Source organism: Solibacillus sp. R5-41 (genome assembly GCF_002736105.1).
Taxonomy (GTDB): Bacteria; Bacillota; Bacilli; order Bacillales_A; family Planococcaceae; genus Solibacillus.
Genome location: NZ_CP024123.1, coordinates 2,349,522 through 2,370,007 on the forward strand (window position 1 = coordinate 2,349,522; position 20,486 = coordinate 2,370,007).

At 36.4% G+C, this 20,486-nt stretch carries 15 protein-coding genes, 2 pseudogenes and 1 other annotated feature; of the genes and pseudogenes, 9 read left to right on the forward strand and 8 right to left on the reverse strand.

Annotated elements, in window-relative coordinates:
• The first annotated feature begins 2 nt into the window (after positions 1-2).
• On the forward strand, positions 3-578 hold the full coding sequence (locus CSE16_RS11390; protein WP_099424014.1) for a YdcF family protein: 576 nt from the start codon (positions 3-5) through the stop codon (positions 576-578).
• A 55-nt stretch (positions 579-633) separates the two neighbouring features.
• Positions 634-1,632 carry an LLM class flavin-dependent oxidoreductase gene (locus CSE16_RS11395; RefSeq protein ID WP_099424015.1) on the forward strand — a complete coding sequence of 333 codons (999 nt, stop codon included), beginning with the start codon at positions 634-636 and terminating at the stop codon, positions 1,630-1,632.
• Between the two features lie 103 nt (positions 1,633-1,735).
• Here the strand turns inward: CSE16_RS11395 and CSE16_RS11400 are convergent, their stop codons facing one another.
• Both CSE16_RS11400 and CSE16_RS22220 read right to left on the reverse strand, forming a co-directional pair.
• Positions 1,736-3,139 (reverse strand): serine hydrolase domain-containing protein, encoded by a 1,404-nt coding sequence (locus CSE16_RS11400; RefSeq protein WP_099424016.1) that lies wholly within the window; start codon positions 3,137-3,139, stop codon positions 1,736-1,738.
• Between the two features lie 17 nt (positions 3,140-3,156).
• A pseudogene (locus CSE16_RS22220) lies at positions 3,157-3,339 on the reverse strand (hypothetical protein); the annotation flags it as partial.
• An 855-nt stretch (positions 3,340-4,194) separates the two neighbouring features.
• On the opposite strand from CSE16_RS22220, the gene CSE16_RS11405 reads away from it, so the two are divergent.
• Positions 4,195-4,983: a GNAT family N-acetyltransferase gene (locus CSE16_RS11405; protein ID WP_099424017.1), complete on the forward strand. Its 789-nt coding sequence runs from the start codon at positions 4,195-4,197 to the stop codon at positions 4,981-4,983.
• 88 nt (positions 4,984-5,071) lie between these two features.
• Positions 5,072-5,289 (forward strand) — a binding site (T-box leader).
• 53 nt (positions 5,290-5,342) lie between these two features.
• The gene (gene proS, locus CSE16_RS11410) at positions 5,343-6,779 is read left to right on the forward strand and encodes a proline--tRNA ligase (protein ID WP_099424018.1); all 1,437 of its coding nucleotides are present in this window, start codon (positions 5,343-5,345) and stop codon (positions 6,777-6,779) included.
• Positions 6,780-6,988: 209 nt separating this feature from the next.
• Here proS and CSE16_RS11415 read toward each other — a convergent pair whose 3' ends face one another.
• Positions 6,989-8,179, reverse strand: a complete 1,191-nt coding sequence (locus CSE16_RS11415) for an MFS transporter (RefSeq protein WP_099425821.1) — start codon at positions 8,177-8,179, stop codon at positions 6,989-6,991.
• A 570-nt stretch (positions 8,180-8,749) separates the two neighbouring features.
• A pseudogene (locus CSE16_RS22225) lies at positions 8,750-9,121 on the reverse strand (DUF2691 family protein).
• A gap of 670 nt (positions 9,122-9,791) precedes the next feature.
• Here CSE16_RS22225 and CSE16_RS11420 point away from each other — a divergent pair.
• Positions 9,792-10,418, forward strand: coding sequence for a hypothetical protein (locus tag CSE16_RS11420; protein WP_099424019.1), 627 nt, complete (start codon positions 9,792-9,794; stop codon positions 10,416-10,418).
• A gap of 455 nt (positions 10,419-10,873) precedes the next feature.
• Here the strand turns inward: CSE16_RS11420 and CSE16_RS11425 are convergent, their stop codons facing one another.
• Complete coding sequence (locus CSE16_RS11425; protein ID WP_099424020.1) at positions 10,874-12,019, reverse strand: DUF418 domain-containing protein; 1,146 nt, start codon at positions 12,017-12,019, stop codon at positions 10,874-10,876.
• A 494-nt stretch (positions 12,020-12,513) separates the two neighbouring features.
• Between CSE16_RS11425 and CSE16_RS11430 the strand changes: the two genes are divergently transcribed.
• A complete protein-coding gene (locus CSE16_RS11430) occupies positions 12,514-13,719 on the forward strand; it encodes an iron-containing alcohol dehydrogenase (RefSeq protein ID WP_099424021.1) in 1,206 nt (401 codons plus the stop codon).
• Between the two features lie 122 nt (positions 13,720-13,841).
• Here CSE16_RS11430 and CSE16_RS11435 read toward each other — a convergent pair whose 3' ends face one another.
• Positions 13,842-14,816, reverse strand: a complete 975-nt coding sequence (locus CSE16_RS11435) for a glycerophosphodiester phosphodiesterase family protein (RefSeq protein ID WP_099424022.1) — start codon at positions 14,814-14,816, stop codon at positions 13,842-13,844.
• Between the two features lie 38 nt (positions 14,817-14,854).
• Positions 14,855-15,955 carry a glycosyltransferase gene (locus tag CSE16_RS11440; RefSeq protein WP_099424023.1) on the reverse strand — a complete coding sequence of 367 codons (1,101 nt, stop codon included), beginning with the start codon at positions 15,953-15,955 and terminating at the stop codon, positions 14,855-14,857.
• Positions 15,956-16,320: 365 nt separating this feature from the next.
• Here CSE16_RS11440 and CSE16_RS11445 point away from each other — a divergent pair, with 365 nt between their 5' ends.
• From CSE16_RS11445 to CSE16_RS11455, 3 genes are read left to right on the forward strand one after another with little or no spacing between them, the layout of a single operon-like run.
• Positions 16,321-16,920, forward strand: a complete 600-nt coding sequence (locus tag CSE16_RS11445; protein WP_099424024.1) for a glycosyltransferase family 2 protein — start codon at positions 16,321-16,323, stop codon at positions 16,918-16,920.
• A 36-nt stretch (positions 16,921-16,956) separates the two neighbouring features.
• Positions 16,957-17,985, forward strand: a complete 1,029-nt coding sequence (locus CSE16_RS11450; RefSeq protein WP_099425822.1) for a polysaccharide biosynthesis protein — start codon at positions 16,957-16,959, stop codon at positions 17,983-17,985.
• The gene (locus CSE16_RS11455; RefSeq protein WP_099424025.1) at positions 17,982-18,833 is read left to right on the forward strand and encodes a dTDP-4-dehydrorhamnose reductase family protein; all 852 of its coding nucleotides are present in this window, start codon (positions 17,982-17,984) and stop codon (positions 18,831-18,833) included. Before CSE16_RS11450 ends, CSE16_RS11455 begins: the two co-directional genes overlap by 4 nt.
• Positions 18,834-19,187: 354 nt before the next feature.
• On the opposite strand, the gene CSE16_RS11460 is transcribed toward CSE16_RS11455, so the two are convergent.
• Positions 19,188-19,814: a hypothetical protein gene (locus CSE16_RS11460; RefSeq protein ID WP_099424026.1), complete on the reverse strand. Its 627-nt coding sequence runs from the start codon at positions 19,812-19,814 to the stop codon at positions 19,188-19,190.
• Positions 19,815-20,486 lie beyond the last annotated feature (672 nt).

Genomic DNA, 20,486 nt, shown 5'->3' on the forward strand with positions numbered 1-20,486 from the left:
GCATGAAGAAATGGCTGTTCTTTGCTTTTGGTATAACGGTTTTATGTGGCAGCGCTGTATACGTTTGGTTGGGGCATGAAATGGATCGTGGCGTCGAAAAAAAAGCAACGGGCGAAAATGAATACGTCATCATATTAGGGGCCAAAGTGAAACCTGGTGGTGTACCTTCATTGGCATTAGCGAACCGTTTACAAGTAGCAGCAGAATACTTACATAAGCATCCGCATGTTATCGCGGTCGTATCTGGCGGGCAAGGCGCGGATGAGGACCGCACAGAGGCATCAGTTATGAAAGACTATTTACTCGCAGAAGGCATTACTTCTGAGCGAATACTCGTGGAGGATGAAGCAACATCTACATACGAAAATTTACTTTATTCCAAACGATTATTGCCTGATGATGTAACTAATATCACAATTATTTCAAATGATTTCCACTTAAGACGTGCAAGTTATTTAGCTGAGAAGATTGGATTAGAAGCAGATGTCGTCGCTGCCCCTACCCCGAAAATCGTCGAAGCAAAAATGAGGTTTCGTGAAAGACTAGCACTTTTAAAGACATATATCTTAGGTCAATAATTTTACTTCCACCTCGAGATTCGGTATTTTAGTAGTATGAAAAGAGGCGGTAAATATGAAATTGAGTATATTAGACCAAGTGCCGATTTCTAAAGGAATGACTTCCACAGAGGCACTGGCAAATAGCGTGAAAATTGCACAGCTTGGTGATGAAATTGGGTATGAACGAATGTGGCTTGCTGAACATCATAATACAACTTCACTCGCAAGCTCTGCGCCCGAAATTACAGCGGCTTATATTGCGGCTAAAACAGAGCGCATCCGTTTAGGCACGGGTGGGATTATGATGATGCACTATTCCCCATTAAAAATTGCAGAAGTATTTAAAACATTAGCTGCATTAGCACCAAACCGCATTGATTTCGGTGCAGGAAGAGCTCCTGGTGGGGATGGACCTGCGATGACCGCCCTTGCAAGTGGACGCAGACCAGAATTAACGGAACAATATGATAAACTAGAAATTATTTTGAACCTAATGAATGAGAAAAGTACAGGTGAAGAAATTTACGATCAAGTCGTGGCCACGCCATTTAAAGTGACATTACCGCAAGCTTGGCTGCTCGGTTCAAGTGGTCAAAGTGCCAGACAGGCAGGCGCAGCAGGTATCGGCTATTCATTTGCGCAATTTTTTAACGGACAAATGTCAAAGGCGATTTTTGATGCGTATCGTGATTCATTCCAGCCTTCTTATTTTATGGAAAAGCCACAAATTATCACGACGTATGCAGTAAGTGTTGCGGAAACAACAGAGGAAGCCGAATATAATTCGATGCCAATGCAAATTATGCGCTTAAATTTAATGCGCGGTCGCCTTCTTCCAACCATTTCTCCACAGGAAGCAAATGACTACCCGCTAACAGAAATGGATAAGGTAATCCTAGATAAAAACCGTCCGCTCATGCTCATTGGCACAGCAAAGGAAGTTGCGACACAAATTTTAGAAGAGCAACATCAATATGGTTTTGATGAGGCGATGATTAACTGCAACCTGCATTCCATCGACCAACGATTAACTGCTTACCGATTACTTGGCGAGGAATTGTTAAATAGCTAGAAATAATAGGTTTATCACTACAAATTTTATGTAAGTCTAACAAGAGCGCCATCCTGTTTTTGGAGGCCCTCTTGTTTGTGTTGTTTAATAAGTGATCGGTGCATTAGTTTCTCTTCGGTATAAAACGGCTGCCCTTAAAAAACCCCATTACCTTCCCTCGATCATCCATGATAAATTTTATCCTTTCACCTTCTGAGTTCATAAAACCATCTACCGTATAAGCCTTCATAAGAGATAGATTCTTTTGTACCTTCATCTGGATACGATTCTCATATAATAAAATTTCGGCTCTTTGTCCCTCATCTGATAGGTACACTCCAATGAAATCTTTTAATTGTTCCTCAGAAAGCTTGTATTCTGTAAATTCCTTACTCGTTACATCTGGTAACTGAAGTATGTGGTTTAATGATGTATTGGCCAGATTCTCTGCATTCGCCTCAGCTATATTCGTAAGTACTGATACCGTGATTCCCTGTTCTTTAGCGACTTTCATATTAGAAGAAACGCCCTTAATGCTGCCGCCATGCCCAAAAACGGATATTCCCGACAAATAATCAACTTGTAAGCCATATCCGTAACGGTCACCCGTTGGCATAGTTGCTTGAACGGAAGTCATCTTTTGTATACCCTGTTTGGAGATAATTGACTTTCCGTTTACTGTTCCATCAAGACGGAAAACTTCTAAATACTTCATCAAATCGGAACTAGATGTTTTAAGCGATCCATTGGAATAAATATCACCAACATCCCACCAAGCTGGTGAGTTGAAAACTGAAAGGTTATCTGCCTCGTTTTTGTATGCATAGAGCTCAGTAACATTCTCAATGTTCATTAATTCAGAAGTTAAGAAAAAGGAGCGTTTCATTTCTAAGGGCTGGAATATATTTTTCTGTACATATGTAATGAAGGCTTCCCCACTGGCTCTTTCGATTATTTCTTGAAGTAATGCATAGCTTTCATTTGAGTAGTTAAAAATTGAACCCGGAGGACCAAGCAATGAATACTCTGTTTCGCCTATCCCCTCCATCAGTTCCTTAACTGTATTAATTTTTCTATAATTCGATCCTAGTGACAAACAATCAAATAAGTACTCCCCGTGTGGATCACTCAGAATACTATTTGCCCTTGCACAGTTTACTAGATTCATCCCTGGTAGACCGCTAGTATGTGAAAGTAAATGATGTATTTTTACTTTTTCCCTATATTGTTGGTTTGGTAGGTAGAGTTCAGGCAACCATTGAATCATTTGATCATCAACTGAAAGCTTCCCTGCATCCTCTAGTTGCATAACAGCCAGAGCAGTTAATGATTTCGTGATCGAAGCAACTCCGAAAATCGTGTCCTTCGTGACTGGTAATTTCCTGCTTACATCTCGGTAACCATAATACTTTTCAAAAATAGGCTGTCCATTTTTTGCAATTATTAACGCCATCCCAGGAATACTAGCCGTCAAACATTTATCATGAAGCACCTCATCAAGTGTAGCTATTATTTGTTGTGATATCATCTGATCTGTCTCCCCTTTCAATTAATGTATAACTGCCCAGCACCAAAATATTGTGACGACACTTCCGCCTTGATAGGAACCCTCAGGGAAATTTCAGCATCTATGAGAATTGGTCGTGCCAAATCAGTTGTCATGGTATTTACACTCCCTAAAATTGATTTTTCCGCTAAGCTTGGACTAATCGCTTTCGCAATATCGGTTAACGTATCACCTTAGTTAAAACGTTCTTTTCTCCATTTGTAATTGAATTGTTACTTCTAAATATGATAAAAAACACATATTCGCCCACAAAAGGACGAGTATGTGTTTGAATACCCGTTGTTCCACCTAAATTCCAATAGCTCAAATGTACTTTTAACGTAGCACAAACGACATATGTTACCTTACAATACTCAAGGGGAGTAAAATTTGATTCGGCATTAGGAAGCCTTCACCATATCTTCCCGCTCTGTAAATCGATCATCAAACCTCATATCCCCATCTTAGTATTTAGACAAATTCGAAATTTCAGATAATAATAAACCGAAAGTTAAGAAAAGTCAATTTATATTTCTAGTAATTTGTACACCCGGAACAAAGTGAAGTCATTATGCCTCAGCCTTACTATTATTAAACAGATTTACATTCTCGAGACCAGAAAGTTAACATATAACAGAACTACTTAACAAGTAAAGGCTAAAAATATTCATTGAGGTACCACAAATCATCACCGGAATTTGTGATGTAAATGCTTCTCCTACAATCCCCCCAATTAGAGAATCTATAGGCATATCTAGAGAGGCAGCGCTAGTCATTAATTTAATTACTCTTCCTATTGAGGCGTTGCTACGAGTGTGAATGATAATCCAATTGTTAATGTCGTTGATACCAAAATTGATTTTTTCATTTAAATAGCCCCCATTTAGTAAATCGTACTCTAATACGAAATTTAATAGTATCGTTTATATTTTTTTGTACACTCAATCCATTATTTTTACTTACCAACATTAAACATCCCATTGACAAATTACATCATTTACCATATCATTCTATTAATTTACATGAGGGGGGATTTTATGATTCGATTGTTAACAAACGCAGACCATGAAGTATGTATGGCTCTAGTCCAACAGCAGCCTGCTGAAAACTTATTTATTATCGGGGACATCGAGGCTTTTGGCTATGATCAACCATTTCAAAAAATTTGGGGACAATTTGAAAAGGATACACTAGTTGCGGTATTGCTCAAATATGACAGCAATTATATTCCATATGCACAGGGTCCTTTTGATGTAGATGGTTTCGCATCCATTTTTAATTCGGATGAAAAGGCGAAAGAGTTATCAGGTTTAAAGCACTTAATAGACCAATTAGAGCCTAAAATTAACAAAACGTTTACGAGTAAAAAAGAGCTGTTTTACGCCAAATGCACCGTGTTACAGCCCCTCTACCCTACTGCTGATTTAACTAATGTGGAACGTCTAACATTGGATGCAATTGAGGAAAACATCGCTTTGATTCATTCCATTCCCGAATTTGCAGGGAGTCCTTCTACTGTGGAAAGCAAACTACGTGCGGAAGAAAACAAAACTGGTCGCACATACATTATGCGTGAAGGTGACGTTATGGTATCCACCGCATCTACAACCGCAGAGAATAGCATGTCTGCTATGATTGTTGGTGTTGCCACACGTGAGGGCTATAAGAAAAAAGGCTATGCATCAAAATGTATGCAAAAAATATGTGGTGAGCTGCTGGATGAGGGAAAATCGCTATGCCTCTTTTATGACAACCCAGCTGCCGGTGCAATTTATAAGCGTTTAGGATTTGAGGATATCGGAATTTGGAATATGATTCGGTACTAAATTATTTGTGCACCAGGTGATTAATTTTCCGAATTTTCAACTTAAAATCTTGAATTTCATTAAAAAAATGATATAGTAATTTATAAATATTAAATCAATGATGTGATCAAGTAAATAAGAATTGTGAACTAGAGAATATAACCTTGGCTGAGAGTTATATCACCCCTTCTTATTGAACCCTACCACGGAGATGTTACTTAAAAACTAACCGAGTCGTTTCGTTACAAACGTATAGAGGACTTAATAATTTTTATTAATGTCGAACTAAGGTGGTACCACGTCTATGAGCATAAAGACGTCCTTTTTGGACTCTTTATGCTTTTTTTATTTTCATCTCACATTCTTAGGAGGAACAGAAGATGGCTCAAAAAACGAATGATTTTTCTAAATGGTATATTGAAACGATACAAAAAGCCGATTTAATGGATTATACCCCAGTTCGCGGCTGTATTGCATTTAAACCAGACGGCTATGAAATATGGGAGCATATTCAAGCAGAGATGGATAAACGCTTTAAAGAAACTGGGCACCGAAATGCATACTTTCCAATGCTAATTCCAGAATCTTTCTTCCAAAAAGAAAAGGAACATATTGAAGGATTTTCACCAGAACTCCCTTGGGTAACGGAAGCTGCAGGAGAAAAATTAGAAGAACGGTTAGCACTACGCCCTACTTCCGAAACAATGATTGGCCATTTATATTCAAACTGGATTAAAAGTTATCGAGATCTTCCTGTCTTGATTAATCAATGGGCAAATGTATTCCGCTGGGAAAAGAAAACTCTGCCGTTTATTCGAACTTCTGAATTTTTATGGCAAGAAGGTCATACTGCTCATGTGGATGAAGAAGACGCACGGAAAGAAACAATGCAAATGTTAGCAATTTATAAGGACGTTGTAGAGGGATTGCTTGCCATTCCAGTATATGACGGGCAGAAAACACCTTCAGAACGCTTCGCTGGTGCAATCGATACATTCTCAATCGAAGCAATGATGAAAGACGGGAAAGCCGTACAAGCAGGTACTTCACACTATTTAGGCACAAAATTTGCGGAAGCATTTGATATAAAGTACTTAACAAAGGAAAATAAGCATGACTATGTGCATACAACGTCTTGGGGAACATCAACACGTTTAATCGGTTCTGTCATCATGGTTCATGGCGATCAACAAGGACTTGTTTTACCACCGAAAATAGCACCGACTCAAGTTGTTTTAATTCCAGTTGGCCCATGGAAAAAGAATCCTGCAATTATTGAAAAATTAGATGAAATCTTTGCAGTGTTAAAAGCAAAAGGCATCCGCGTTCGTCTTGATGATTCTGATCAATCACCAGGCTTTAAGTTTAATGAGTGGGAATTGAAAGGAGTACCTGTACGTATTGAACTGGGTCCACGTGATTTAGAAAATAATCAAGCTTTAATGAAGGCCCGTGATGAAGATGAGAAAATTTCCTTCCCTTTAGAATCGATTGTTGAAAGCATTATTAATGAACTTGAAACAATGCAAACGCGCCTTTTACAAAAAGCAAAAGCTTTCCGCGCAGATAATTCATACCATCACATCGATACAATCGAGCAGTTAAAGCAGCATCTCGTACAATCCGAACAAAACGCAACAATTCCTGGTTGGATCTTAGCAGGTTGGTGTGGAGACGACGCTTGTGAAACACATGTAAAAGAACAAACAAAATTCACAACTCGAAACATACCATTCGACCCACCACAAATAAAACAAACATGCATTCATTGTGGTAAAGAAGCTAAACATACAGTTTGGTTTGCTCGTGCGTACTAATAATATTCGTTTTTGAACTTTTGGATTTCATTGTTTGTACACCAATTACGAAATGTAACAAGAGCGCCCCCTATTCAGGTGGCGCTCTTGTTGATGTTGTTCATAATTTCCAAAACATGAATTGAATTGTAGTGAAATATAAATAGTTTGTACGTCTGGTACAAAAATTTCACCGAATAAGTGGCTGCCAAACATTTAGGTCTCCTCGTCTATGCCACTTTCTTTTGTTTCTGATCTAAAAAATAACTATAGAAAGTGAGCAAACTTGCACAAACTGCTACGATTCCACCGACCCATGTGACATTCAGTAAATTCCCTTGATGATATACCATTCCGCCTAATGCAGAACCAAAAGCGATTCCGACGTTACTTGCTACTGGCATAAGTGAAGCAGCGAGACCTGTTGCTTTTGGCTGATAAATTTCAGCAAGATCAATTAAATAAAGCTGAGTAGATGTTGTTAATAGGATTGCCATTAACGACATCAAGCCAATATTGATTAGCCCTAATATAAAATGGTTAGTCGTCCAAAATAAACTTGTCAGAACAACTGCCTGAATGAGAAAAACAAATCGCAGACGACCGATTGCATTATGGCTAGCAATTTTACCAGCAAGGATATTACTGAAAATCGAGATAAATCCATATCCAAATAGCACTAAACTAATTGAATGATTTGGTACTTCCATTCCTTGCAAAATAGGAACAAGATAAGTAAAGACGGCATAAGTTGCGCCAAATCCGAGCGCAGGAATGAAAAAAGCCATCAAAATTCTTGGATTGGTCAGTAAAGAAAACTGATCCCGCATCGAACTGCGTATTTGGCTTAGTTTATTTGGCAAGATAAAAAAAGATGCCAAAAATGCCAATACGCCTAGGAAAGTAGTTAACATGAACGTCGCATTCCAGCCGTACGATTTGGCGATAACAATACCAAGTGGCACGCCAACGACATTGGCAAGTGTGAAACCGCCAAAAACGAATGATATAGCAAGTCCGCGTTTATTACTGGGCATCGTTTCACTTGCAACAATCATTGCTAGCGAAATTAATACGCCAGTTACTATCGCTGTCATAATTCGAAGTGCAAGGAATATGGTATAACTTGTCGCGACGACACACAAAGCATTAAGGACGATGAAAGTTCCTGTTAAAAACAACATCCATTTACGCTTTGGAAAATGACTTGTTGCTGACATAACTAATGGTGTGGCGATGGCAAACGTAAAGGCAAATGCAGAAACGAGTGTGCCTGCCATTGCATTTGTAATTTGTAGGCTCGAGGAAATATCGGTTAAGATTCCGACAATAACAAATTCACTTGTTCCGAGAACAAATGTTAATAAAGAAAGTGTTAAAATGAGCAACCAATGTCGCTTCGTTAATTCTGTGGAGTTCATATGCATAAGTGCCTCTTTTCTAAGATGTATGGAAATGTGTTTTAAAGTAGATCAATTACGCCTCGGCGTAATTGGGACAGGATTTTAAATTGTGCTTACGCCTGCAAGCTGCAGGTCAGTTAGCCGTTGTCGCATGGATGCGACGACCTTAGGCTAACATCCTTTTATTGCTCCTTTCAAAATCAACAACCTAAATATCATACCACAAACTATTTTCGCATGATAAATCATTTTTTTTGATAGAGGATTACTTGTGCAGCTGTAACAAGTTGCAAGTAAAAGAACAAGAACACCTCCTTGTTCATGAAGCGCTTTATGAGCAGTCTTCCTTTAGATCAGGTCGCTCGGTCCAAAGCCATATCGGATATTCTCCCGCATATTTGGGGAACCGATTTTTCATTTGCACCATTATCCATTCATAAGGTTCAACATATTCTTTCCAAACAAATTAGGTATTTACTGTAAATTAACCAAGACTTTGTACACCCTTTCATTTATCCATTGCTTGTATAATCTAATTAGTTCCATAATCGTTTATTGCCCCAGCCCTTAGAAAAGATTTTTTTGCTACTAACTCCATACAGGCAATGAAGGATGTGTATCATTTTCATCTGTTATTATTGTAATATCATGAAAACCAGCAGCTTCTACATGTTTTAGAAATTTACAAGCAATACTTCTGATTTTAAGAAAATCAAAATATATTGAATCCACAGATAAAAATGCAAGTTCACATGTACGTTTAAAAAATTCAGCATAATATACATTATTCTGATTGCGATCAATATTAGGAAATGCCTACAATCTCGCAAAGATTATGTAATATTTCTTTGTAGAAATACGTTCTAAAAATGTAGGACCTACTAAAATTGTTTCATTTGTTTGAAATAAGTTTTGATTCCTTACTCTATCCTCAAAATTATAAATCTCACCAGGACCTATCGACCGTTAGCATTTTGGATCAACTAGATCAATTAAAATATCCGCTAATGCAAATTTTCTGTCATCAATTTTAAACATTATTCCTCCATTCTTCATTAAAAACTACCTCTTTTCTCATTTGTAATTATTTGATCGCCCTGTACAGAATTTACCCGCATATGACTTCCCTGTTACACTCAATAGTAAATTTTAGCGAATTGATAATTTCCCGAGAAATAAAATGATACAAAGTAGAATAAACAGCACTTTCCGATAAATTATTCATACTAAATTTAAACTTACTGTTATAATGTTCTTCTTAAACTATCGCTGTATGAATTAGTCGAACACCAGGTGCATAATAATTTTAAATTCCAAATAAGAATGCTACCAGCAGTTATTATGGCTATTCAAATTGTAAGCCTCATCAGAAAATTCTGCTTCCCACTGGTAGCTGCGTACCCTATTCAGATTGAATTAAAATCCCACACTATATAAGAAATCTTTTTATTTACTTCTAATTGTATGAGTTTTTTCGTGTCATTAAACTAGTATGACTAGTGTACCTATAAGAATAAATAAAAAATTAACTAAATTATTAAATAGACAATAGGTTATTTATCCAAAACATACTATCGAAACTGAATAGATTATTACAGAAGTTCATTTTAAACGAAAGGAGGAAATATTAATGTTGGATAAATATTATAAAGTCGCTCAATTTGAGGGGGATTCAAGTTTACTTCACCAAATTGAAGCTTTATATGGTGTAAATGAAATAAATTTCGTCAGCTCTAAAGAAGAGATGATGGAAAAGTATTCAGATATTGTAAACCATGGACTAACAACTTGTGATAAGCCTTGTAAGCAAACCTTCTCTACATGTTTTATTAAAGAAGCACCATTAAATCTAATAGCTATTTCTGATGGTCTTAGCCCCGTTGCTGATTTTTCAGGCCTTCATTGTATTATTGAACCATGCATTACTAAGGCAACTATTGATATTTATGGGTGTAAGTCAAAACATGTGAATACAAAAGTAAACGCAGTTCACCTTGTTGGACGACTAGGTTACTGGTTCAATTTTGAAGAAGTATTTTTAAACAAATGTGAAAAAAGACTCGACTTTAGAACGGCAGCAGGTCAAGGAACAGGGTTCGTGGACCAAGTACTTTGCTATATTCCAGAATATGAAAATGATTGCCCTGTAGACATTTGCGATTCAAAAATTGATGTTGATTTTAGAAAGGCAATTATATGTGATGATAAAATTTATTTAGTATATGACGTTAAGGTAATATTCCCTAAGTGTTGTTAATATCAGGAATTTAAAGTCCTGACTGAACGGAGGGAAATATACTATGAAACGAATGGCAGGACCTTATACAGGGATTAAACAAGAGCCACCCAAAAAACCAAAAACAAGTATCAAACGTTCAAGTGGCTGTGGATGTGGGAAATAATTACACTATCTACAATTGCAGCTTAATATATTTATAAATGATCGTACAAAAAGGGGTGAATCATAAATGATTATCCCCTTTTTTATTTGTATTTATATACATCAAGCTTGTTGCCTTTTTGCTATTAATATAGCTAAGGCTAATAGCTATTGCATAGTTTACTAACTAGTGGTATGTGTGGCAAAAAGAAAAGGATTCCCGTAATTACTAAAGACAACCGTTCCATCGCAATACTCTCACGTTTTAACCCTTAAAATTTTTAAATCCTATACCAAAACAAATTATTGATTATGGTACCCGATGCAGAATATTAATTCACTTTACGTGGATTTTTCAAATAAATAAACCATCTTAACATCATTTCTACTGGACCAATTGAAAAGCGTGTTAAATACAGTTGACTTATTTTTAGCTGCATAACATAAATGATGACCGATAACAGGATCCCAACAAATACACCTAGCTTCCCAAACAATCCAAAACCGTAACCGTAAAAAATAATTGTACAAATAATCGATTGCATCAAATAGTTGGTAAGCGATAATTTTCCGATTGGGGCAAAATAATTAGTCATTTGCGTTTGATAGCGGTTAAATAGCCATGCGAATAAGGCAATATAACCGATTGCTAACACATATGTCCCTGCCGAATAAATAAATAGGCTAAACGGCGTGTCAAAAATAATGAATCCCTTCAGCAGTAGCCCGACTGGTACGAGCATCGCCACTTTTTTATATGTCTGAGTGCTATTAGCGAGCTGTAAAAATGCTCCCTTTTTCGCCATGCCTATTCCGAATAATACAAAGGGACCGACAGCTAGAAAGCTTACAATAGTCAAGAAAAGCCAGCCAATTGGTAAAGTTAATAAAAATATAAGTCCATCCCCTATAATAAAATCACCTATACGTTGTGCAAATATTTCGGCATATGTACCGTCCTGATAAATCATAATTTCCGCTGCTGTTAAAGGTTTCAGTAGCTTTATAAAACTGCTACCAAAATAGGCTCCCACTCCTAGGATTGCTGTTAAAATAATGCCCCATACAAAATACGTTTTCACTCGACGCTTTAAGAAAAATACTAATAAAATGAAAAGGGTTGAGCCATATGTTAATAAAACATCGCCTTCCCATACAAGTGCAATATGCATCGCTCCTAATATGGATAAGCCAATAGCCCGTCGAAACACAATATTTTTGTACTTTAACCCCGAAGCCTCTCTTGATTCAATCATTTTTATCAAAACAAATCCAAATACAAAACCAAAAATCGGATAAAATGACCCTTCCACAACTATTTTCACAAAATAATAGCTTATTTTATCTAGCAAATTTGCCGATTCAATAATTTCTACGCCTGATGAACCAAATTGGAAATGGAGCATATTAGCTAATAATATTCCAATTAGCGAAAATCCCCTCAATGCGTCCATCAGTTCTACACGTTCTACCTTCAATCTCTCACCTTCTTTTCGTTATTAATTACTATACGAATGTAGCGAAAGATAGTTTCATAATAATTGGAAAAAATGTATTTCCACAAGCCATCACCAAATTTTGGAGATGGAAAATCGTTATTAATTTCGAATGTAGCAGATGTAAAACGCTTCTTGTTTATACCCTTTTAATAATTTCTGTTAATTCGCTTAGTTAATAGCTTATCAATATCGCTAACGTTTCTACTTCAAATCAATTGCTCAAACCATTTCGAAAAATTTCTATTTTCCTAGAAAAACAATTTACCTTCATTAAACAATTATTCACTTGCATTTTTAGTATGAATTATAGATATGCTAAAATGTACAAAATTTTCTACAATAACGTTCACTAAATCTTTACATTTAACTGGAAGATTTCAGTTGAGTTTACTAAATAAAAAGAATAATATGAATTTCGAAGGGTGATTCTTCGCCATTCAAGCAATATCTAACATTGAAAAGGGGTTGGAAACATGTCAGACGTTCTAAAGCAATTTGTAATGCCATCAGAAAACTTATTTGGACCTGGTGCAATTCAAGAAGTTGGTAAAAAACTAACCGATTTAGAAGTGAAAAAGACATTAATCGTAACAGATGAGGGCTTACACGAATTAGGTCTCTCAGAACAAATTGCTAATATCATTACAGCTGCTGGTATTGAAGTTGCAATTTTCCCGAAAGCAGAACCAAATCCAACGGACAAAAATATTGAAGATGGTATCGCGGTTTATCATGCCGAGAACTGTGATTCAATCGTATCGCTTGGAGGCGGAAGTGCACACGATGCAGCAAAAGGTATCGGTATTATTGCTTCGAATGGTGGTTGCATTCATGATTATGAAGGCGTAGATCAAACACAAAATCCATTAGTTCCGCTAATTGCCATCAATACAACTGCTGGTACAGCGAGCGAAATGACGCGCTTTACAATTATTACAGATACAGCACGTAAAGTAAAAATGGCCATTGTCGACAAACATGTTACCCCTCTTGTGTCGATTAATGACCCTGAGTTAATGATTGGTTTACCACCAGCACTAACAGCAGCAACTGGCTTAGATGCATTAACACATGCGATCGAAGCATTTGTTTCAACAAATGCAACGCCAATTACAGATGCTTGTGGCGAAAAAGTACTGCAGTTAATCCCTGAGTTTTTACCACGCGCATATGCAAATGGTACTGATTTAGAAGCACGTGAGCAAATGGTTTACGCTCAATTTTTAGCAGGAATGGCGTTCAACAACGCATCATTAGGTTATGTACATGCCATTGCCCATCAATTAGGTGGCTTCTATAACCTACCACACGGCGTATGTAACGCGATTTTATTACCACATGTTTGCCGTTTCAATTTAACAGCACGTACAGAACGCTTTGCAAAAATCGCTGAATTATTAGGTGCAAATATTGAAGGTCTAAGCAAGCGCGATGCTGCTGAAAAAGCAATTTCAGTAATTGAAGCGTTAGCAAAAGACTTAAATATTCCAAGTGGCTTCCGTGAGCTTGGTGCGAAAGACGAAGACATCGAAATTTTAGCTCAAAATGCGATGTTAGATGTTTGCGCAGCGACAAACCCACGAAAAGCTACTCTTGAAGATATTAAACAAATAATTACAAATGCAATGGGACCGGTTGTGGTACAAGTTAACCAAAATGAAGCCGTAACAGTCTCTTAATTACCTAAACACAAAAACCTTTGGATATTTTATCCAAAGGTTTTTTATTGGTTTGCCCGATAGGCACAACAACTCCATAGGGAAAGTCCATTACATGCTTGGTAGTAGGACCTATTGAGAAATCATTCAGCAATCCTATCCACCCGATTTGTCCATATATACCCTTGATACCCTTCTGGAATTTTTTCAAGGCTGCCTTTTGTATCAAAACCCTCTGACCATTTGCCATTTCCTTCTACAATTACGACTCTTGTATTAACCGACGCCATTCTATCTACAAATTTATTCGGCCAACCCCATAAGTATTTTGCATAATTTAAAGGTAAATGAAGCTCCATATTGTGCAATTCTTTTGGAATATAGCCTGTCCAACCTATTAATTCATATTTTAATAACGCCTCTTTCATCATTGCTTTTGTTAATAGCTTCATGTCACTATTCTTTGATCGTAAATAGGAAAATCCTTCACTTTCTCCATCACCATAAACGGTTATGTAATTCAATTGATTTTTAGACATTTTGCTTAAATACGTATCCCACAAAACTTTTGTCGTTTCTTTAGTGGCATCTTTATCATGTATTAAAAACTCTTTATTCGGAAAAGCAGCAAACACCTCGTCTAAGCTTGGTAGCATACCCCTACCTTGACCACGAAACGGGTATGTAGCGCCTTGATCAGCCGTATAGCGATAGCCAATATCTAACTTTTTTAATTCGTCCATCGTAAAATCTTTGACTTCGCCTTTTCCATTTGTTCGATATTCTAGCGTAAAATCATGAAAAACAGCTAGTTGACGGTCCTTCGTTAGTTTAATATCCAATTCCACTACATCCGCACCATGATCAAACGCTGCTTTAATAGAAGGAATTGTATTTTCTAAATAAGGATGTTCAGGTGGATAAATCATTTCAGCTGTATTCGTATCACTCTCTACCTTAGATATATCAAAGGTTTGAGCTAACCCTCGATGAGCCAGAATCTTATAATTCGTATTTTTAGAATAAAATAAACTCGTATTATTTATCCAAACGAAAGCAGCCAACAGGATAAATCCCCCTAAAATAATCCATCTCTTTTTCCCTTTCCTTTTATTCATTTTGTCACCCTTTCTTATCTGAATAAGAAAAAGAGCCCTCAATCAGCTCTTTCCTCATCTAATAAACCTGCAATTTTTTTCACAATAACCTTCCAATTCAATTCAGTCCGCGCAAACTTTTGTAGTTCGTCACATGTATGTGAAAGTACTTGCTCTTGTGTTGCCGCATTTTTTAATTCTAGTCCAATATGTTCCCAATCATACGTCGGATGAATTTTACCAAAACGTTGATTTTGTGTAATGTCCGAAGCACCATCAACATTGGTAGATATGATATAACAACCATTTTTAGCCGCTTCAGCAAATACATGTGCATGACATTCTACTGTGGATGTGAGGCAAAATATTTTAGCTAGCCTATACTCTTGTTCTAACAAATATTTATCGTAGATCGGTCCTAAAATGATTACCTGATCAGCATATGCGCTTCCTTCAAGCATTTCGTGTAATTCCTGTCTAAATTTCTCTGACATGGGGCCAACTAGGCGAAATTCCCAATCCGCAAGCTCAGCAGCTAAAAAGGAGGTTACTGCCATCTTAATTTGTTTTTCAGGCGCATCTAAACGACCAACCGTCAGTATTCTGTTTTTTTTCTGTTCAAAGGAAACGGGCACAGTTGGAAAGTATTCATAATACCCATTTGGAATCAGCTTTACATCTAAATTCAGCGCACTATTAATTTGTGTTTGAATCGGTTCGCATTCAGAAGTGACTAAATCACAAAGGTGAAGCAACTCTTCAAAATAAGAATAAGTCATAAGTCGGCTCAACCAAAAACGATTAACATCTAGCTTCATATAAATTTTACCGTTTGGATTGTATTGCTTATATGTTTTTAGCATGGATAAATAGGATGGATAAGGTCCAATGGCAAAAGCTATATCAATTTCTTGTGCATGTTCCTTTAAGTAAGCATTCATATTTTCCTCAAAACTACCTTCAAAAGGGATATGTTGGAATTTCACAAAAGGAAATGTTTGATGGAGTACGGATTCATTAAATTCAGACGTTACAATCGTCACATCATAATTTAAATATTCACCGAGCAAGATCGGTACGAGACAAAGATCTTTGAAAATATGAGCTTCTGAAAGCTTATATGATTCAACACTACAAATAAAGGCTATTTTTTTTGACATCGTATCCCCCAAATAAATAAGTGATTTATTTAAGGTATGTTGCCGTGAAACATTACGTGAAAAACTTAACCAGAATCAACCATGCTTTCTTATAATTGCCCGAATACTTCACTTATCCAATGCTCCTATTTAGCACGATTACTGCTAATAGTTTCCTAACCTAATGCCAGATGAAACGATAATTTTGAATCTCATTTGCCCAAAAGAACAATAGCCTATCGACTAGTTAATATTATGCATATTGTATAGGAAAGCGTCTTAACGTTCATTCGGGGTTCGTTTTAACATGAGCAATATTCATTAATTACGCCCTCGTTACTAAACAATCTGCTGAATGACAATAAGTATAGAATGGAGGGTTGTGAATGAAGATTAGTTTTTTAACACCTGCTTACAATAGTGGAGATTGGATTGTGACAATGCTTAATAGCATTCCTAAAGAATATGCCTATGAAATTATCGTCTGCGATGATGGGTCAACGGATGCTACAGTAGCTATATTAAAAGACTATCAAAGGTATTTTCCTGTCTTAAAAATACTTGAAAATGGCACCAATTTAGGTGCGAGTGAATCTTATAATCGATGCATTGCAGCAGCAACTGGTGATTACGTAGCTATCATTGATAGCGATGATCATTACTTACCTGCGATCCGAGATGTGTTAGCACAAGTGGATGGAACATATGACATTTATTACTACAATATGTATGCGAAAGCGGGATACTCGTTTTTCAAAGATGAATCAAATCGATATTCATTACCTGGACAATTTAAAATCATCCGAAGAAGTTTTATTGGGGATGCCTTTTTCACGAATAGAAAAGATATTGCAGGAGATTGGGATTTTAATTGCGCGCTCATGGATAAAAACCCTTCATGCAAGTACACCGGAATATTAGCCTATTGGTATAACTTTCCAAGAGAAAATTCTGAATCCGATTTACATCAAAGAGGGCTTAAGTAGCGCCCACGCATCTAGGAGGTGAAACATTTCATGACGATGTTTAACGACAAAATATTATTGATTACAGGAGGAACTGGTTCATTTGGAAATGCAGTATTAGAACGGTTTTTAAATACCGATATTAAAGAAATTCGGATTTTCTCTCGCGATGAAAAAAAGCAAGATGATATGCGTATTTTATATCAAAATAATAAAATCAAATTTTTCATTGGCGATGTACGCGATATACAGAGCATACATAACGCAATGTATAATGTAGATTTCGTCTTCCATGCGGCAGCCCTTAAGCAAGTCCCCTCCTGCGAGTTTTTCCCACTTGAAGCCGTTAAGACAAATGTTCTAGGCACCGAGAATGTACTAACTGCAGCGATCAATGCAGGTGTAAAAAAAGTAATTTGCCTTTCTACCGATAAAGCTGCCTACCCGGTAAACGCAATGGGTATTTCAAAAGCAATGATGGAAAAAACATTTATTGCTAAGTCTAGAATGCTTACAACTGATCAAACTCTTATATGCGGTACAAGATACGGCAACGTCATGGCATCACGCGGTTCTGTCATTCCCCTATTCATTGAACAAATAAAAGCTGGCAAACCATTAACCGTTACAGATTCCAATATGACACGTTTTATGATGAGCCTAGATGAAGCGGTCGAATTAGTTTTGTATGCCTTTTCGCACGCAGAAAATGGAAACATTATGGTCCAAAAATCTCCAGCTGCGCGGATCGTTGATTTAGCTCAAGCTCTACTGGAATTATTTAATGTCCAAAATCATGTAAACATTATCGGTACACGTCACGGAGAAAAAATATTCGAGGTCCTTTTAACAAAGGAAGAAGCCGCGAAAGCAGTTGATTTGGGCAACTTTTATAAAATTCCCGCAGATAATCGTGATTTAAATTATGGTAAGTATCTTGAAGAAGGTTCTCCAAAAATTACGCTAACAGATGAATATAACTCCAATAATACTAAAATACTTTCAATAGAAGAAATTAAAGAAAAACTAATAAAACTTCCATACATTCATGATGAATTACAAAAATGGAAGGGCGGAAAACCATGAAATTTCTAGTTCTTGGTGCAACAGGTATGGCCGGTCACACGATTACTTACTTCTTACGTGAGAACGGGCATAACGTCACTACTTATTCACGAACTCACTTCCCTTTAAACAAAGGTATAACGGGTGATATTACGGATTCTTCTTTTTTCCGTTCCATTATTTCAGACGATTATGATGTCATCATCAATTGTATCGGTATTTTAAATGAGGCATGTGATAAAGACCCTGAAAAAGCCATCTTTTTGAATAGTTATTTGCCACATGCAATCGTCAATAGAATAAAAGATACAGATACAAAGCTTATTCATCTAAGTACGGATTGTGTTTTCTCAGGAAAAGCTGCGCCTTATAGTGAAAAAAGTAAACATGATGGCGAAACGCTATATGACCGTACTAAAAGTTTAGGTGAAGTTGCTTGTGGTAGGCACTTAACATTCAGAAATTCAATAATTGGTCCTGACATAAAGGAAAGTGGCATTGGCTTATTGAATTGGTTTATGAAACAATCTGGTACGATTAATGGATACACTGGAGCTATTTGGAATGGTGTAACGACGTTAACATTAGCAAAGGCCATAGAAAAAGCAGCAACAGATAACCTCACCGGACTATACCATCTCGTCCATCCGACTAGTGTGAACAAGTATGAGTTACTTCAATTATTCAACAAGCATTTAAAAGAAAACAAGATGACTATTCTACCCTCTCCTATCGTACAATTAGATAAAACTTTACTTAATTCCCGACAGGATTTTTCATTTACCGTACCAAGTTATGAAGAAATGATTGTTGAAATGCACGATTGGATCTTCTCGCATAAAAACTTATATCCACATTATTTTAAGTGAAAAACTTAAAATGATCTATATCGTGAAACGTCAAAATAGCTTTACTGAACACTAGTTCAATAAGGCTTTTTTAATTGAACTTTTTATTTGCTGACAAAAAAGCGCCTACCTTTTTCAGGCGGCGCTCTTGTTCACAGTGTTGAATAAATACGGGCCCGATACATGAATATTTTCCAACACCACTCACTCCATTTTATGAATTACACCAAATTGATTGGGTACCTGATTCAGAATATTTTCCACAACCATACTCACAAAACGTTTTGCATTATTTTTTGTTTTTCTGATGCGCTAAATAATTTTCTTTAAATGCTTCTGCCTCTCGTTCCATAGTAAATCACACTTAGTTTAGTACTAACAACATTTAGGGAATTTCACCTTAATGTCATACACTAAATAAAGTTTATCATCACATATGATTGCCTTTTTAAAATCAACATCAATTTTTGAATCGCAAAGGTCTACAGGACATCCATGGTCATATTCTGGAATATAGCAAAGTACTTGGTCCACAAACCCTGTTCCTTGACCTGCTGCTCTTCTAAAGTCAAATTTTCTCTCACATTTGTTTAAAAAGACTTCTTCAAAGTTGAACCAGTAACCAAATTTGCCAACAATATGAACTGCGTTTACTTTCGTTTTTACATGCTTTGACTTACATCCATAAATATCAATAGTTGCTTTCGTAACACATGGTTCAATAACACAATGAAGGTCTGAAAAATCAGCAACTGGGTTGATACCATCAGAAACAGCTACTAGATTTAATGGCGCTTCTTTTATAAAACATGTAGAGAAAGTATTCTTACATGGTCTATCACAAGAATTTGATTCATGTTTTAGAATATCTGAATACTTTTCCATCATCTCTTCTTTAGAGCTAACGAAATTAATATCGTTAACACCATATAAAGATTCGATTTGGTGAAGTAAACTTGAATTCCCTTCAAACTGAGCGATTTTATAATATTTATCTAACATTGTTTTTTCCTCCTTTCCTTTAAAATGTACTACAGTTATAATCTATTCAGTTTCAAAAATATGTTTTGGATAAATAACCTATTTTTTATTTTTTATTTAATAGCTACATGTTTATTGCAAAATAGAGATGCAAACTTGTGAAACGAATTCGGGCAGAGTCTAGCACTTTTATCTTGCATAAAAAAAGACTTGCAAACCACCCAAGTCTCTCTACTGTTTAGTTGTCGAATCTATCGCGTGGAAGAATAAAGGATGTTCGTCATGTCTAACATTAATTGAATCTAGGCATTACGAAAGGAAATAGATTTATGTAATTCAACCCTAAATGGTTATACACCTGTGGAAGGATTTTTTTAATGTAGATTCTATCGGGATCTATATCATGATACGTCATAAAAGCCTTGCTGAACAATAAACATGATGGCGAAACGCTATATGACCGTGCGAAAAGTTTAGGTGAGTTGCTTGAGGTAAAAAAAACAAGATGACTATCTTACCCTCTCCTATCGTGCAATTATATAAAACCTTACTTAATTCCCGACAAGATTTTTCATTTACCGTACCAAGTTATGAAGAAATGATTGTTGAAATACGCGATTGGATTCTCTCGCATAATACAAAAAAGCGCATACCTTTTCAGATAGCGCTCTTGGTCACAGTGTTGAATAAAAT